Annotated in this window: 14 protein-coding genes and 1 other RNA gene; 7 read left to right on the top strand and 8 right to left on the bottom strand. The window is 60.8% G+C overall.

The window, feature by feature from the left end; all coding sequences use genetic code 11:
• Positions 1–7 precede the first annotated feature (7 nt).
• On the top strand, positions 8–2737 hold the full coding sequence (locus BFQ01_RS03705) for a LuxR C-terminal-related transcriptional regulator (RefSeq protein ID WP_065924269.1): 2730 nt from the start codon (positions 8–10) through the stop codon (positions 2735–2737).
• Between the two features lie 12 nt (positions 2738–2749).
• On the opposite strand, the gene BFQ01_RS03700 is transcribed toward BFQ01_RS03705, so the two are convergent.
• Genes BFQ01_RS03700 through BFQ01_RS03685 form a run of 4 tightly spaced genes read right to left on the bottom strand, consistent with a single transcriptional unit; the run spans position 2750 to position 6195 of the window.
• The gene (locus tag BFQ01_RS03700) at positions 2750–3310 is read right to left on the bottom strand and encodes a PqiC family protein (RefSeq protein WP_065924268.1); all 561 of its coding nucleotides are present in this window, start codon (positions 3308–3310) and stop codon (positions 2750–2752) included.
• Between the two features lie 17 nt (positions 3311–3327).
• The gene (locus tag BFQ01_RS03695; protein WP_065924267.1) at positions 3328–4983 is read right to left on the bottom strand and encodes a PqiB family protein; all 1656 of its coding nucleotides are present in this window, start codon (positions 4981–4983) and stop codon (positions 3328–3330) included.
• Entirely contained in the window at positions 4964–5608 is a 645-nt protein-coding gene (locus BFQ01_RS03690; protein WP_065924266.1) for a paraquat-inducible protein A, read from the bottom strand. Before BFQ01_RS03690 ends, BFQ01_RS03695 begins: the two co-directional genes overlap by 20 nt.
• Positions 5605–6195 (bottom strand): paraquat-inducible protein A, encoded by a 591-nt coding sequence (locus BFQ01_RS03685; protein ID WP_027604773.1) that lies wholly within the window; start codon positions 6193–6195, stop codon positions 5605–5607. Before BFQ01_RS03685 ends, BFQ01_RS03690 begins: the two co-directional genes overlap by 4 nt.
• Positions 6196–6540: 345 nt before the next feature.
• On the opposite strand from BFQ01_RS03685, the gene BFQ01_RS03680 reads away from it, so the two are divergent.
• The 4 genes from BFQ01_RS03680 to BFQ01_RS03665 all read left to right on the top strand — a co-directional run bounded on the left by BFQ01_RS03680 (position 6541) and on the right by BFQ01_RS03665 (position 10124).
• Positions 6541–7572 carry a hypothetical protein gene (locus BFQ01_RS03680; RefSeq protein WP_065924265.1) on the top strand — a complete coding sequence of 344 codons (1032 nt, stop codon included), beginning with the start codon at positions 6541–6543 and terminating at the stop codon, positions 7570–7572.
• The gene (locus BFQ01_RS03675; RefSeq protein ID WP_065924264.1) at positions 7551–8330 is read left to right on the top strand and encodes a hypothetical protein; all 780 of its coding nucleotides are present in this window, start codon (positions 7551–7553) and stop codon (positions 8328–8330) included. Before BFQ01_RS03680 ends, BFQ01_RS03675 begins: the two co-directional genes overlap by 22 nt.
• A gap of 161 nt (positions 8331–8491) precedes the next feature.
• Positions 8492–9136 carry an MBL fold metallo-hydrolase gene (locus BFQ01_RS03670; RefSeq protein ID WP_065924263.1) on the top strand — a complete coding sequence of 215 codons (645 nt, stop codon included), beginning with the start codon at positions 8492–8494 and terminating at the stop codon, positions 9134–9136.
• 214 nt (positions 9137–9350) lie between these two features.
• Entirely contained in the window at positions 9351–10124 is a 774-nt protein-coding gene (locus tag BFQ01_RS03665) for an OmpA family lipoprotein (protein ID WP_027604771.1), read from the top strand.
• Between the two features lie 68 nt (positions 10125–10192).
• Here BFQ01_RS03665 and BFQ01_RS03660 read toward each other — a convergent pair whose 3' ends face one another.
• From BFQ01_RS03660 to BFQ01_RS03645, 4 genes are all read right to left on the bottom strand, one after another.
• Entirely contained in the window at positions 10193–10774 is a 582-nt protein-coding gene (locus BFQ01_RS03660) for a BON domain-containing protein (RefSeq protein ID WP_027604770.1), read from the bottom strand.
• Positions 10771–11364, bottom strand: a complete 594-nt coding sequence (locus BFQ01_RS03655) for a phosphoheptose isomerase (RefSeq protein WP_007904374.1) — start codon at positions 11362–11364, stop codon at positions 10771–10773. The genes BFQ01_RS03660 and BFQ01_RS03655 overlap by 4 nt, the downstream gene beginning before the upstream one ends.
• Before the next feature lie 92 nt (positions 11365–11456).
• Entirely contained in the window at positions 11457–11828 is a 372-nt protein-coding gene (locus tag BFQ01_RS03650) for a YraN family protein (RefSeq protein WP_065924262.1), read from the bottom strand.
• Complete coding sequence (locus BFQ01_RS03645) at positions 11828–13639, bottom strand: penicillin-binding protein activator (protein WP_027604768.1); 1812 nt, start codon at positions 13637–13639, stop codon at positions 11828–11830. Before BFQ01_RS03645 ends, BFQ01_RS03650 begins: the two co-directional genes overlap by 1 nt.
• A gap of 209 nt (positions 13640–13848) precedes the next feature.
• On the opposite strand from BFQ01_RS03645, the gene rsmI reads away from it, so the two are divergent.
• Together rsmI and rnpB are read left to right on the top strand one after the other, a co-directional pair.
• Positions 13849–14721 carry a 16S rRNA (cytidine(1402)-2'-O)-methyltransferase gene (gene rsmI / locus BFQ01_RS03640; protein ID WP_065924261.1) on the top strand — a complete coding sequence of 291 codons (873 nt, stop codon included), beginning with the start codon at positions 13849–13851 and terminating at the stop codon, positions 14719–14721.
• 96 nt (positions 14722–14817) lie between these two features.
• Positions 14818–15171, top strand: an RNA gene (gene rnpB / locus BFQ01_RS03635) — RNase P RNA component class A.
• Positions 15172–15305: the final 134 nt, after the last annotated feature.

Raw genomic sequence — 15305 nt, 5'->3', positions numbered from 1 at the left:
CCCGGCGATGACTGATCTGTCCCGAATCCAAGGGCCTGCCAGCCGGGTAATCCCGACCCTGGAAGGTCGCTTCTACAGGCCCCCGCTGCCTGATGGCTACGTGCTGCGCCCGCGCCTGTGTGAACGGCTGGGCGCCGGCCTGGAGGGGCGGTTGCTGCTGGTCTGCGCACCGGCCGGGTTCGGCAAGAGTTCGTTGGCGGTGGAGTTCTGCCAGGGCCTGCCGGCTCAGTGGCACAGCCTGTGGCTGGGCCTGAGCCCACGGGACAACGACCCAGGGCGTTTTCTTGAGCGCCTTCTCGAAGGGTTGCAGCACTACTTCCCGGCACTCGGCACCCAATCCCTGGGCTTGCTGAAAATGCGCCAGCGCCATCAACCCTTTGCGTTTGAAGAGTGGCTCGACGGCCTGCTCGATGAGCTGACCGTTCACCTGTCCACCCGTGCGCCATTGTTGCTGGTGCTGGATGACTACCATCTGGCCCAGGGGCCGGTGCTGGACCGTTGCCTGCAATTCTTCCTCAACCATTTGCCCGATGGCCTGGTGGTGCTGGTCACCAGCCGCCAGCGCCCGGACTGGCATCTGGCGCGCTTGCGGTTGTCACGGCATTTGCTGGAGTTGCACGAGCAAGACCTGCGCCTGACCCATGCCGAATCCCAGGCGTTGCTGGATCGCCACAGCAGTTCCTTGAGTGGTGAAGCCCTCGACAACCTCATCCGCCGTAGCGAAGGCTGGGTGGCCGGCCTGCGCTTTTGGCTGCTGGCGGCTTCCGAAGCCGGCAGCGAGGACGCCTTGCCGCAAAGCCTGCACGGTGGGGAAGGGCTGATCCGCGACTACCTGCTGGAAGAAGTGATCGACTGCCTGCCACCCGAAGTGCAGGCGTTCCTGTTCGACACCGCGCCCCAGGAGCGTTTTTGCAGCGAGCTGTGCGATGCCGTGCGCGAAGCCCATGACAGCGCCGAGATCCTGCGCTACCTGCAAGCCCACCAAGTGTTCCTGGTGCCCCTGGACGAGCAGGGGCACTGGTACCGTTATCACCATTTGTTCTCCGACCTGCTGCGCACCCGCCGCGCGAGCAGCAATGTCTTGCCGGCCGCCAGCCTGCATCTGCGCGCGTGCCGCTGGTTCAACGCCCGGGGCTTGATCGACGAGGCGGTGGAGCAGGCATTGCGCGCCGGGCACCTCGACGTGGCGGCCAACCTGGTGCAGAACCTGTCCGAAGAACAACTGCTGGCCGAGCAGAATGTCGACATGTTGCTGCGCTGGAAAATGGACTTGCCCGACAGCCTGCTGATCAGCACGCCGCGCCTGATTGTGCTGTACAGCTGGGCGTTGGCACTGGCCTGCCAGTTGGATGCGGCGCAGGAGCTGTCCGCGTACCTCAGTCGCTTCCTGCCGGCGCCCTCGGCCACCGCACAGCGCTCGATGCTGGCCCAGTGGCTGGCGCTGAGCGGGATTATCGCCCGCGGTCGCGGCGACCGTGAATTGACGCAGCGCTATTGCAGCGAGGCGTTGGACAGCCTGCCGCAACGGCGTTACGGCCAGCGCCTGGTGTGCCTGTCGACCCTGTCCAACCTGGCCATTGCCGATGGCGATTTGTGGCGCGCCCGTGGCCTGAACCGCGAATCCCTGGAACTGGCGCAGCGGGTCGGCAACCCGCTGTTCGAAGCCCTGGCCCATTACGACCGTGCACGGGTGCTGCAGGCCCGTGGCGAAATCCTGCGCGCGCTCGATGAGGTGCGCCAGGGCCTGCAGCGCCTGCACGGCCTGGCACCGCAGCGACTGTATGCGGTGCGTGCGCGGCTGTCGCTTTACGAAGGCTATTTGCTGTTGATGCGCAACCAGCCCGAAACCGGCATTGCCCTCCTGCGCGCAGGCCTGGCCGAGGCGCGAGCCTGTCGCGATATCAGCGTGCTGATCGGCCATTGCGTGATCGCCAGCTTCGAAGGGCGGCGCCATGACTTTCCCAAAGCCTTCGCCGAACTCGCCGAAGCCGAGCGCCTGATGCATATCTGGGATGTGCCGCCGATCTACTACCTGGCGATGATTACCCTGATCAAATGCGAACTGTGGCTGGCCCAGGGTCGCACCGACCTGGCGGATGCCTGGCTGATGCGCCTGGGGCAGACTTACCACGGCGAACAGGCCGCTGCTGCACCGGAATTCCACCCGCACTTGCCGCAACATGTCGGGCTGCAACAAGCCGCCCTCGATGCCGTGCGCCATCAGCCCCAGGCGGCGCTGGAGCGGCTCGAAGCACTGGCGCAACAGGCCCACGACAGCGGGCGCCAGATGATTGCCCTGATGGCGCTGACCCAGCAGGCCCAGTTGCTGCTTGAGTGCGGTCAGGAAGCCAGGGCGCGGCCGGTGCTGGCCCAGGCGCTTGAGGCGGGCGCCGGGGGCGCGTTACAGCCGTTCCAGCGCTTGTTGGACGGGCATCCGGACTGGATGCGTGAGCAATTGGGCAAGGACCCGCAAGGTGTGTTGCACCAGAGCCTGCTCGCGCTTCTCCCGGCGGTCGTGACGCCCGAGGTCACGACTGGCCACGAAACCCTGAGCACGCGCGAGCTGGCGGTCCTGCAACTGATCGCCCAAGGCTGCTCCAACCAGGAAATCAGCAACCAGCTGTTTATCTCCCTGCACACCGTCAAGACCCACGCCAGCCACATCAACAGCAAACTTGGGGTCGAGCGACGCACCCAGGCCGTGGCGCGAGCCAAGGCGATGGGCTTGCTGGCGTAAGTGCCGGGCGGTTTACGGTGCCGGCGGGCACTGGCCGGTTGACCTGTCGACCGCCTGGCTGACCTGCGCGGCAAAGCGCTTGAGATTGTTTTGATGGGCGAGCACCACGTTGTCGATGCTCGGCCCGGCGGGCGACTGCAACGTGGTCCGGCAGGTCAGCGGTGGGCGCTCGGTGCCCCCGGCCGGGCGCAGGCGCCATTTGACGTCGAGCAGCGCGTACTGGCCGGGTACGGAGTCAAAGCGCTGCACTTCAAGACGCAACAACATCGATTGTCGAGGGTTGCTGTTGGCCAGTTGGTCCACCAGCGCACTCCTCAGCTCATCCGCGAGGCTCGCTGCCCACCACTGGGTTTCCAGGATCGCCACGCCACTGTCGCCCTGGCGGATCACAATCTGCGGTCGGTCGACCTGGGGGGGAACGGTGATGCTTTCAATCCGGATGCTGCCCGCGTCGGCCCCAGTGGCCGTATTCCAGTGCGCCGGTGTCAGCGTATGAAAGGTAATCGGAGTACTGCTGCACGCCGCCAGCAACAGCAGCATGCCGACCACTGTGATCTTCAACGGAAACGTCATGGCGTTTGCTCCAGGGGTCATTTGCGCGGTGGTCCTTGCAGGTCCAGGGGCGCGGCGTTGTCGGGACGGCCGCGAATCAGCGATTCCGGGTGACGGCCCAGGTAGTCCGACAGTTCGCGCAGGGAGCGCGACATGCGCCCCAGTTCATCCAGGGTCTGGGTCAACTGCTCGCGCTGCGGTGAATCCTCGGCCAGGGTGGAACTGGCCGATTGCAGGGTCTTGCTCACGTCAGCCAGGGTGTTCTGCACGCCGGGCAGGGTCTTGGCATTGAATTGGGTCAGGCCTTTGCGCAGCTCGACCAGGTTGCTGTCGAGGTTGCCGGCAATACGTTCGATCGGCAGTTGGTTGATCTTGTTGACGATGCTCTCGAGTTTTTCCTGCAGTTGCTCGAGGTTGCCGGGAATGGTTGGAATGCTGACCGGGCGCAGGCTGGGGTCAAATTTGACCTTCTCGGCTTTCGGGTAGAAGTCCAGCGCGATGTATAACTGGCCGGTCAACAGGTTGCCGCTGCGTGCCTGGGCGCGCAGGCCATTTTCGATGAACGAGCCGATCAGCCGTACGCCGGCGGCCTCATCGTTGGGGTCATGGTTCATGACCTTGAGCAGTTTGGTGTGGGCCTGTCCGAGCAACTGTGGATAGATCACGATACCGACGTTGAGTGGGAAGCTGCGTTTATTGGCATCGAAGTCGAGGTTGATCGATACCACTTTGCCAAACTCGACGCCGAGGAACTCCACCGGCGCCCCGACCTTGAGCCCGCGCAATGCCTGGTCGAAGCGCAGGGCCATGTATTGCCCCTCGCCATTGGGTGGGGCGAGGGCGCTGTCCTGGTCGTCGAAGAGCTCAAAGGTACGTGCCTCGTCGGCCGGTTTGTCGTTGGGGCTGTACGGCGGCGCCCGAAAGGCGATACCACCGACCAGCATGGACGAAAGCGATTCGGTCTTCAGCGCGAAGCCATTGGCGCCGACGCTCAGGTCAACCCCGCTGGCATTCCAGAAACGCGTGTTTTCGGTGACATAGGCATCATTGGGCGCATGCACGAACACCTCGACGTTGACACCCTTGCCTTCGGCATCCAACTCGTAGGCCACCACCTGGCCGACCTCGATTTTGCGGTAGTACACCGGTGAGCCGATATCCAGCGAACCGAGGGTCTGCGTGTGCAGCGTGAAACGCTTGCCCGGTTCGCCGTAGGTGATGGGCGGCGGGTTTTCCAGGCCTTTGAACTGCTTGGCACGGGTCTCCGATTGGCCGATGTCGGCACCTATGTAGTCGCCGGAGAGCAGGGTGTCGATGCCGGATACGCCGCCGGCGCCGATACGCGGGCGTACCACCCAGAACTGCGAATCGGCGCGGGTGAAGCTTTCGGCCTGCTTGGCCAGTTGAACCGTGGCGTTGACGCTTTTCTGGTCGTCGCTCAAGGCGACGTCGGTCACCTGGCCGATCACCACGTTGCGGTACTTGACCTCGGTTTTGTTCGCGATCAGACCGCTGCCGGTCTTGAAATTGAGGGTGATGGTCGGGCCCTGTTGGAGGACGCTGTGTACCACCAGCGAAATCCCCACCAGCACCGCGACGATCGGCACGATCCACACCAGCGAAACGCTGAAGCGCCGTGTCTTGATTGCAGGCGATCCTGGGGCTTGCGGGGTGTCAGTGGGATGTGACGTCATCCGCGGTCTCCTTGTTGTGTGGGGTTTCCCAGATCAGCCTCGGGTCGAAGCTCATGGCGGCCAGCATGGTAAACACCACCACCAGGCCGAAAAACAGGATACCCAGGCGCGGCTCGATGGTGCCCAGGGCCTGGAACTTCACCAGTGCGGCCACCAGCGCGACCACGATGACATCCAGCATCGACCAGTAGCCAATCAGTTCGACGAAGCGGAACAGCTTCGAACGTTCCTTGCGTGCCCAAAGGCTATTGCGCTGCACGGTGACCAGCAGCAGGGCCAGGGACACAAACTTGATGCCGGGCACTGCGATGCTGGCGATGAAAATAATCAGCGCAATGTCCCACGCGCCGTGCTGCCAGAACTCCAACACCCCACTCATGATAGTACTGTCCGCCCCCGAGCCGAGCATGGTGGTGTTCATCACCGGCAGGAGATTGGCCGGCACATAGAACGCCAGCGCGGTGAGCATGTAGGCCCAGGTGCGCGTCAGGGAACTGACCTTGCGCCGGTGCAAGGGCGCGCCGCAACGCTCGCATTCGTTCGGCCCGTCGCGCATGTCGCAGGACAATCCGCAGCTGTGACAGAGGCACAGGCCGAGCTCGCTGGCCGTCGGCGGTGTGCTCATACGCTGTCCCACAGGTCGCGCACATCACGCCCGGCAATGCGGATCAGCAACAGGCTGAGTACGGCCAGGGCAAACAGGCCGGTGCCGGGGATCACATCAAGCATGCCGGCCAGCTTGAACACCGCCACCATTGCCCCGAGCAGACACACCTCCAGCATGCTCCAGGGCCTGAGTGCCTCCAGCCAACGCATGCACAATCGGAACGCCGGTGAGCGCTTGCCCGCGAGGGCGAAGCTCAAGACCCACATCAGCAGCAGTAACTGGAACACTGGCGCGATGATGATGGAAATGGCCGCCACCAACGCGATAAACGTGATCGGCCCCAGGCTCAGCGCTACCACCGAGTCCCATAGCGTGGCGCTGCTTTTCAGGCCTTGCAGGCTGATACTCATCACGGGATAGAAATTGGCGAACGTCCACAGCACCGCAGCCGTCAGCGTCAGGGCGAGACGCTGTTGCACGGTCAGGCCGTTGTAGCGCTGGAGCACGCCTGCGCAACGTATGCAGTGGGCTTTTTGATGTTTGGCGAGCGTGACTTTTTCGTACACACAGTCGCAGTGCTCGCAGATGATCAGTTGATTCGCCATGGGGATCGCTCCAACGCGGCACGGTGGCGGGGGCCTGGGTTGTTTTTCGATGGCGTGGGCAAGCTTAGCAGTCGCTGCTCTTCAGGTCTGGCACCGCGTCAACCATACTGTGCGGAATATGCCATAGCGCCCGCAGGAGCATCGATGAATATTGAAAAAGCCGCGCTGATCCGCGAAACCTTCCCGGTCGGCCCGTTGCAGTGCAACTGCAATGACGAGTGACTGGCCCTCACGTTGATCTACAGAGGACCGGGTGGGTAATCCTCCTGCCGTGTTAACCACTTTTTTGACTTGTTAATCGCCATAGTTTACGGTGTAAAAAAGTGGTTAACAAGGTGGCGTGAAATGCCGGTTTTACTGGATGATATCAAGGGTTACCTCGAATCCACTGTGGGCTTGGAAGCGCACCTTCAAGCAGCCTCAGGCCTGAAGGTTCCCTTTCATATCAAGGATGCCTACAAACTCGTCTATCTGGCCCTTATGGTCGGGCCGAAGGCGAAACAAACGCTACCGATGCTCCTACTGCTTCCAGTGGAAAATAAGTACCCGGGAGCCGTAACGCTTGGGAAGCACATCGCTCAGGTACAAAAAACCACGGACAAGGTGGTTGTGTACGTATGCCAGTCACTGTCGGTGCCGGAGCGGCGTAGCCTGATCGCCAACAACATCAATTTCATCCAGCCTGGCTATCAGATGTTCATCCCAGAGTTGGCGATGGACCTGCGCGAGACCGTTCGGACGCGCCGAAACGAGGAAGACGTTTCAGCCCTTCTTCCTGCTGCACAAGCGATGGTCTTGGCTCGCCTGTATGAGGGATGGGACAGCGATACGATCTTCAACTCCAACGGCATCATGAACGGTTTCAAATACAGCCGCGTCACACTTGCCAAAGTGATCGATCAGTTGCTGAAGCTGGGCATCGTCCATCCTGCACAAAGTCAGGGGTTCAAAAATTGCTATTCGTTCGGTGCACCTCCGGCCAGCGTCTTCAAAAATGCTCGCCCCTTTATGCGCTCTCCCGTTAAACGGAAGGTTGCGATCGACCGAGTGCTTCATACAGGCGGCGGCGTATTTCTCGCGGGCGAGACCGCTCTGGCCAAATGCACGATGCTGGCGGGTCCCATACAACCGGTTTTTGGAATGACCAAAAAGCAGTTCGACGACATGGTCCAGGAACTGGCATTCAAGGTAACCGACTCGGTTGATGAGATCCGGGCATGGGTGGAGATATGGTCTTATCGAAGCCTAAAGGAAGGAAAAAACATCGCAGATGAAGCGTCATTGCTTCTGAGCTTGGAAAACGTCCCGGACGAACGTGTCCAGTTGGCTTTAGATGAACTTAAGGAGGCAGTGACTTGGCTGAAATCAGAGGACTAGACGTATTCGGACAACACTTCAGCGATTTTCGTGATCAGTATGTGCTGATTGGCGGTGTTGCCTCCTGGCTCACGATGGATGCGGCGGGCCAATCGTTCCGCGCAACCAAGGATCTCGATATCGTGCTGGTTATCGAAGCGCTCAATGCCGAGTTTGCCGGGGCGTTCTGGGCCTTCATACGTGCCGGACGGTACGCCATCCGGCAGGTTGGTGGGATTGACGGTCAGCGGCCTGTTTTCTATCGGTTCCAGCACCCCGAGGACGAGGCCTATCCCGTCCAGATCGAATTGTTCTCGCGTGCTCCCGAGGGTGTCGCGCTCCCGGCGGACGCGACGCTGACCCCTATTCCTACAGACGAATCGGTATCAAGCCTGTCCGCCATCTTGCTCGATGACCCCTACTACCATTTCCTCCTTGAGGGCCGGCAGCGCAATGACGTTCTGACCTTCATCGGCGCCGACCGGCTGATCCCACTCAAGGCGCACGCTTGGCTCAATTTGTCAGCGCGAAAGGAGGCTGGCGAACAGGTCGACAGCAAGAACCTCAAAAAACATCGAAATGACGTACTGAATCTGAGCGGCCAATTGACGGATGACCCCATCAACCTGCCGGAAAGCATTCAGACCGACATGAGGGCGTTTCTGGCGCTCTTGGCGAACGAAGAGATCGATCTCAAGTCCATCGGACTGAAAGGCGCCCTGGGGGACTATATCGAGCGTCTTACATTGAGCTTCGGATTACAGCCACCAATCCAATAGGAACACATTCTGAAAAACTGTCAGCCAACGATCATGACCGCGAGCACATGAACGCATTCCTCGGGCATGCGCTCGATGCTTACAAACAAAGCAGGTGACATCACTCGTCATCGCTTTTCACACAGTGCCAAAAATGTGCCGTTAACTTTATAGGAGCACCCATGGAAGCCGAAAAGCCCACGCTGATCCGCGAAACCTTCCCGGTCGGCCCGTTGCAGTGCAACTGCACGATCATTGGCGACCCCATCACCAAGAAGGCCATCGTGGTCGACCCGGGTGGCAATCATGAACTGATCCTGGCGCGCCTCGATGCCCTGGGCCTGAAAGTGGTGAGCATCATCCACACCCATGCCCATCTCGATCACTTCCTGGCCTCGGGGCAATTGAAGGAAAAGACCGGTGCAACCCTGCACCTGCACAAGGAAGACCAGTTTCTCTGGGACAACCTGGAGATGCAGTGCCAGATGTTTGGTGTGCCCTACACGCCGGTGCCGTCGCCGGATCGCTGGCTGGCCGATGATGAGGCGTTGGCTTGTGGGTGCGGTGTGGCGCTGCATACACCGGGGCACACGCCAGGCTCGATGAGCTTCTGGTTTGCCGATGCCAGGCTGCTGATTGCCGGGGACACGCTGTTTCGGCGCGGTGTTGGGCGTACGGATTTGTGGGGTGGGGACCAGGCGACGATCGTGCGTTCGATCAAGCAACGGCTCTACACGCTGGATGAAGGCGCGACGGTGGTGACCGGCCATGGCCCGGACACGCGCCTGGGTGACGAGATGCGTGAGAACCCATTTGTGCGGGCGTGAAGCAATGGTTCGAACGGCAACCCGCTGTAGCAAAAACTCAGGCCGCGTTCAGCATGTGTCTGCTACGGTTTCTGTAGCAACGCAAGACCCGAATGTTTTGTTACAGCTCTGGGCGCGCCCACGGAATTTTTACCGTTTGTCGCGTTCCAAACTCGGCACGGGTCCATTGCCAATGTCCTTTGCACCACAGAATGCAAAAGTAGGAGCTCCCTTCATGTTCACTCCGCGTCGTCTGCTTGTTGTCGCTACCGCCGTAGCCCTGTTGTCCGGCTGCGCTTCACCTAATCCTTATGGCGGTGGCAGCCAGGGACAGGCGAATAATGAATCCAGCGGTATGAGCAAGACCGCCAAGTACGGTGGCCTGGGTGCCCTGGCCGGTGCATTGGCGGGTGCTGCCATCGACCATAACAACCGTGGCAAGGGCGCGCTAATCGGCGCAGTGGTTGCGGGTGCCGGCGCCGCGGGTTACGGCTACTACGCCGACCAGCAGGAAAAGAAACTGCGTGAGAGCATGGCCAATACCGGGGTTGAAGTTCAGCGCCAGGGCGACCAGATCAAGCTGATCATGCCGGGTAACATCACCTTCGCCACCAACTCGGACGCGATCTCCAGCAGCTTCTACCAGCCGCTGAACAACCTGGCCAACTCCCTCAAGCAGTTCAACCAGAACACCATCCAGATCGTGGGTTACACCGACAGCACCGGCAGCCGCCAACTGAACATGGACCTGTCGCAGCGCCGTGCCCAGAGCGTGGCCAACTACCTGACCTCCCAAGGCGTTAATGGTGCCAACCTCAGCGCACGCGGTGCCGGCCCGGATAACCCGATAGCCAGCAACGCCGACGTGAACGGTCGTGCGCAGAACCGTCGCGTAGAAGTGAACCTCGGCCCGATCCCCGGCCAGCAGTACGGCCAGCCTGGCGCGCAGCAGCAAGCGCCGCAGCAGAACAACCAGTTCCAGGGCAACCCGTACCAGCAATACCAATAAACGCTGGCCACTAAAAAGGGCGCCATGCAGTGAATGCATGGCGCCCTTTTTTATGGCTGCCGCTTACATCAATCGATGTACTCGAACACCTTGACGATCTTCTGCACGCCGGACACGCCCTGCACCAGGTTGGCTGCGCGCGTGGCTTCCGCCTGGGTCAGCAGGCCCATCAGGTAAACGATACCGTTGTCGGTGACGACTTTGATCCGCGAACCGGGAATCGCGTTGTCGGTTAGCATCTGCGCCTTGATCTTGGTCGTCAGCAGGGCATCGTTGCTGATGGCCAGCAGGGTGATCGGGTCCATGACCTGCAATTCGTTGTGGACCTTCTTGACCCGCTGTACGGCCGAGGCTGCCTGTTCGGCCTGGGCCTTGAGGTCGGCGCGTGGCGTTTGGCCTGCGAGCAGTACCACGCCGTTGAAGCTGGTCACGACGATGCGTGAAGCACCGTTGCCCAGGTCCGTGGCGGCTTTGGCAATGTTGACTTCAACCTTGGTTTCGATCAGCGAGTCGTCAATCTTGCTGCCGAAGGTGCGGGTGCCCTTGTCATCCTGAATAGGGGTGTCACGTGTCGCAGTGATTGCCGTGCTGCAGCCGCTGATGCCGAGGCACAACGTAATGGCCAAAAGGCCGAGGCGGTTAACGGTCATTCTTCACTCCCAAACAGTTGGCTGTCGATCAGATCGCACAGGCAGTGGATCGCCAGCAGGTGGACTTCCTGAATACGTGCGGTGACATTGGCCGGGACGCGAATCTCCACATCTTCGGGCAGCAGTAGCGAGGCCATGCCGCCGCCGTCGCGTCCGGTCAATGCTACGACAATCATTTCGCGATCATGTGCGGCCTGGATCGCTTGAATAATATTCGCCGAGTTGCCGCTGGTGGAAATCGCCAGCAGCACATCGCCTGGTTGGCCCAGTGCGCGGATCTGCTTGGAGAAGATTTCGTTGTAGCTGTAGTCGTTGGCGATCGAGGTGATCGTTGACGAATCGGTGGTCAAGGCGATAGCCGGCAGACTCGGGCGCTCACGCTCGAAGCGGTTGAGCAGCTCGGACGAAAAATGCTGGGCATCGCCGGCCGAACCGCCGTTGCCGCACGAAAGCATTTTGCCCTCGTTGAGCAAGGCATTGACCATGACCTGACTGGCTTGCTCGATGTGCGGTGCAAGTACGTCCATCGCCTGTTGCTTGGTGTCGATGCTGGCCTGGAAAAGCTGGCGAATTCGGGATTGCATGTCCATCTGTGTGACCTTAAGTAGCGCGGCTGTTTGGCACAGGAATGTGCAGCCCGCAAAGCAAAGAGCAAAAGTGTGTGATGAAGGTGTCCGGCGAATCAGCTGTCGAAGGCATTTTGCAGCCAGTTCAGATCAACCTGACCAGACGGTGTGCTTTCCATGGCAACCACATCGAAACGGCAGGGGGCGTCGGCCCAGCGATGCTCTTCTTGCAGGAAAAACTGCGCAGCGAGTATCAGCTTCTGACGCTTGCGCCCGTCGATACTGGCGAGCGCGCCACCCCATTGTGCGTGTTTTCTGTAGCGGACTTCGACGAATACTACTGTATCGCCGTCAAGCATGACCAGATCAAGCTCGCCGCGTTTACACAACCAGTTCTGCGCCAGCAGGCGCAGACCCTGTTGTTGCAAGTGTTTCAATGCTTGAAGTTCGGCATCCTTGCCGCTTTGTGCAGTAGACCGCTCCGGCATCAGCGCGGGGTGTCCGGCAGGCGCTGGATCTCGCCACCAACGAACTTCGCCCATGGCATCTGGCGATCGACGCGCTGGTTGGTGCTGATGCCCAGGTTGCCCGAGAGGCCGTCAATGCGTGTATCCGGCAGTGCTTTCAACTGGCCCAGGCGCGGGGCCAGGCGGTAGGCGTCGACGCCCATCGCATACAGGCGGCCAAGGCTGCCATTGGCTTGCGGCCATTGTGCGGCAACCTGGTTACGCAGCGGGTCGGTGGTGTTGAGCAGCCAAGGGGTTTCGCAGAACATCACGTTGGTCATGTCCAGGTATTGGTTCTTGTCACCGCTGGCGCTGAATACGTGGGACGTGGCGTACACCGGCACATCACCGGCGTACTGGAAGTTCAGGGTCGGCTTGATCTGCTGGGCCAGTTGCGGGGTAACGGCCAGGAAGATGAACTCGATGTCCTGGCGACGTGACGGCTGTGCCGCTACGTCTGTGCCCACTGTGCTTTGCAGGCTCTTGGCGCGGCCTTCGCTTTTACGCAGTTGGAACAGGTCGGCAATTTGCTGGGCGAGGGCGACCGGCTGGTCGACATACTCGACACCGACAACCGTGCCACCGTTGGCTTCCCAATCCTGGCGGAAGGCCTTGTAGACACGCTCGCCCCACTCGCCACGGGGCACCATGGCAGCGGCGCGGTGCAGGCCATCGGCACGGGCGCGGCGCGACACTTCGCGGGCTTCGTCTTCAGCGGCCAGGCCGAACTGGAACAATTGCGCCGGGCCCTGATCGGTCTCGCTGTAGTTCAACGCCAGCGTGGTGATCGGTAGCTGAGGGCGCGTGCTGAGCTGCTTGACCAATGGCTTCTCCAGCGGACCAACTACCAATTGCACGCCTGCAGCCTGGGCCTTGGCATAGAAGTCGTCGATGGAGGCCAGGCGCGAGCTGTCATAGAACTCGATGACCGGTGGCTTCTGCCCGGCTTGTTCAGCCTGGTAGTGCGCCGCCATGAAACCTTCGCGCAGGGCCTTGCCGACGGAGGCCAGCGGGCCTTCCTGGGGCAGCAGCAGGGCGATCTTGTTCAAGGGCTGGCTGGCCAGCTCCTTGAGCTTGGTCAGCGGGGTTGGCAGTTGCACGGCGGCCGGGTGGCCCGGGTTCTGTGCGCGCCAGGTGTCTATGGCGGCCTGCTGTTGCTCAAGCGTACCGGCGCCCTTGACCGCTTGGGCCAGGGTAATCCAGCCGTCCAGGGTCGGGTTGCCGCTGGCTTGCAGTTGTTCCGCAGGCAGTGCGGCAATCAAGGTCCAGATGGCTTCGTGATTGCTTTTGGCGGCATCGCCGCTGAGCAGTGGCGCCATGGCGACGCGCTCACGAGCAGCGGCCAGGGTCTGGCCATCGGCTTCATAAGCGCGGGCGTGCACGGTGCCGGTGCGGATCTGCTGTTCGGTCGGCAGCTCCTTCAGGCTTTGCAGGCTCGGATGGTTCAAGGCGGTCAACGCGGCCTTGGGCTGGTTGCGCGTCATGGCCAATTCGGCAGCCAGGGTGCTGGCAAAGACTTGCGCGGCTGGCTTGAGGACATCCAGGGACACTTGCGCAAGAATCTGCGACGAGCGGCCAGGGTTGTTCTGGCGGTAGGCCATGTCTGCCGCACTCAGGCGCAGCAACGCGGCCTTTTCTGGCGTCTTGGCGGTGGTGGCCTGTTCGAGCAGTTGCTCGATACTGGCGTCCGGGGTCCGTGGAAGGTCGCCAAGGCTGGACGAGGGCGAGCTGGCGCAAGCGGCCAGTAAGGCAGCGAGGCAGAGGGCGGAGAGCAGCCGCAGGCAAGCGATCATGTAAGTGTTCCTGATACCGATCAAATTAGCGTGGAATTGTACCCAAGCACTGGCCCAGGCGCGATGTTACTGGCGTGAAACCTTTGATTTAGGTCGTGTAAATGTTGCTGTTGGCAATCGATGGCAGAAAAGGCATCGGCCGTGATGGCATATTTTCAAGGCGCCTACGCGCTACACTATGACTTTTGCCAACCATTGAGGTGTGCGTTTTGACTGCTCCAGGTCCTTTGAATTCCACTGCAGGCTCGCTTTTTGTCGTGGCGACGCCCATTGGCAACCTGGACGACATCAGTGCCCGAGCACTGAAAGTGTTGCGCGAGGTTAAATTGATCGCGGCCGAAGACACCCGGCACTCCCAACGGTTGATGCAGCATTTTGGCATCAGCACGCCATTAGCCGCCTGCCACGAACACAATGAGCGCGAAGAAGGCAGCCGCTTTATTGTCCGCCTGCTGGCCGGTGATGATGTAGCACTGATCTCCGATGCGGGCACGCCGCTGATCTCCGATCCGGGTTACCACCTGGTTCGCCAGGCGCGGGCCGCAGGTATCAATGTAGTACCTGTTCCCGGGGCGTGCGCGCTGATAGCGGCGTTGTCGGCGGCGGGCCTGCCCTCGGATCGCTTTATCTTCGAAGGTTTCCTGCCGGCCAAGGCGGTGGGGCGTCGCGCCCGTCTTCAGGCGGTAAAGGAAGAACCGCGTACCCTGATTTTCTACGAAGCCCCGCACCGTATCCTCGAATGCCTGCAGGACATGGAGCTGGTGTTTGGCGGCGAGCGCCTTGCGTTGCTGGCGCGTGAACTGACCAAGACGTTCGAAACCCTCAAGGGCTTGCCGTTGGAAGAGCTGCGCGCGTTTGTCGAAGGCGACAGCAATCAGCAGCGTGGAGAGTGCGTGGTGCTGGTGGCGGGTTGGACGGCACCGGAGGCGGAAGACGCGGTCGGCAGTGAGGCCATGCGTGTCCTCGACCTGCTGCTCAAGGAGGTGCCCCTCAAGCGCGCGGCGGCGTTGGCGGCGGAAATTACCGGTGTGCGCAAGAACGTGTTGTATCAAGTTGCGCTGGATAAACAGAAAGCTGAATAGTTCCGGGGTTAAACCGGTATTCCGTCCGAACGTGATGGCAATGCTGCACTTTTAATACTTGTCCTGAGGCCGCCGTGCCGTTAACCTGCGCGGCGGAGAGTCGATTGGACAGTCGCTGCCCTCTATGAAAATTAGGGGGGGGAGGAAAGTCCGGGCTCCATAGGGCGAAGTGCCAGGTAATGCCTGGGAGGCGTGAGCCTACGGAAAGTGCCACAGAAAATAACCGCCTAAGCACTTCGGTGCCGGTAAGGGTGAAAAGGTGCGGTAAGAGCGCACCGCACGACTGGCAACAGTTCGTGGCTAGGTAAACCCCACTTGGAGCAAGACCAAATAGGGTCCCAAGGCGTGGCCCGCGCTGGGACCGGGTAGGTTGCTAAAGATGTCCAGTGATGGCCATCGTAGACGAATGACTGTTCAAGACAGAACCCGGCTTACAGATCGACTCTCCACCTTTTTCCTTTTGCCCGAGTCTCGGGCAAAAAACCGGTAGTAACGCAAGAATCCCTCCCTGCCAAATCATTGGCAGATGCATCTTCGTAATACCAAAAAAATCTTACTCTTAACAAATTACTTTAACTTTGAGC

It is taken from the genome of Pseudomonas sp. 8 R 14, assembly GCF_900005955.1.
GTDB classification, from domain to species: domain Bacteria; phylum Pseudomonadota; class Gammaproteobacteria; order Pseudomonadales; family Pseudomonadaceae; genus Aquipseudomonas; species Aquipseudomonas marginalis.
Note: the sequence above shows the minus strand (reverse complement) of the source record. Positions and strands in the feature narration are given on the sequence as shown.

Bases quoted from the DNA above. Each gene is read 5' to 3' on its own strand.
- BFQ01_RS03705 (WP_065924269.1), top strand. From the start codon at position 8: ATGACTGATCTGTCCCGAATCCAAGGGCCTGCCAGCCGGGTAATCCCG.
- BFQ01_RS03700 (WP_065924268.1), bottom strand. From the start codon at position 3,310: ATGACGTTTCCGTTGAAGATCACAGTGGTCGGCATGCTGCTGTTGCTG.
- BFQ01_RS03695 (WP_065924267.1), bottom strand. From the start codon at position 4,983: ATGACGTCACATCCCACTGACACCCCGCAAGCCCCAGGATCGCCTGCA.
- BFQ01_RS03690 (WP_065924266.1), bottom strand. From the start codon at position 5,608: ATGAGCACACCGCCGACGGCCAGCGAGCTCGGCCTGTGCCTCTGTCAC.
- BFQ01_RS03685 (WP_027604773.1), bottom strand. From the start codon at position 6,195: ATGGCGAATCAACTGATCATCTGCGAGCACTGCGACTGTGTGTACGAA.
- BFQ01_RS03680 (WP_065924265.1), top strand. From the start codon at position 6,541: ATGCCGGTTTTACTGGATGATATCAAGGGTTACCTCGAATCCACTGTG.
- BFQ01_RS03670 (WP_065924263.1), top strand. From the start codon at position 8,492: ATGGAAGCCGAAAAGCCCACGCTGATCCGCGAAACCTTCCCGGTCGGC.
- BFQ01_RS03665 (WP_027604771.1), top strand. From the start codon at position 9,351: ATGTTCACTCCGCGTCGTCTGCTTGTTGTCGCTACCGCCGTAGCCCTG.
- BFQ01_RS03660 (WP_027604770.1), bottom strand. From the start codon at position 10,774: ATGACCGTTAACCGCCTCGGCCTTTTGGCCATTACGTTGTGCCTCGGC.
- BFQ01_RS03655 (WP_007904374.1), bottom strand. From the start codon at position 11,364: ATGGACATGCAATCCCGAATTCGCCAGCTTTTCCAGGCCAGCATCGAC.
- BFQ01_RS03650 (WP_065924262.1), bottom strand. From the start codon at position 11,828: ATGCCGGAGCGGTCTACTGCACAAAGCGGCAAGGATGCCGAACTTCAA.
- BFQ01_RS03645 (WP_027604768.1), bottom strand. From the start codon at position 13,639: ATGATCGCTTGCCTGCGGCTGCTCTCCGCCCTCTGCCTCGCTGCCTTA.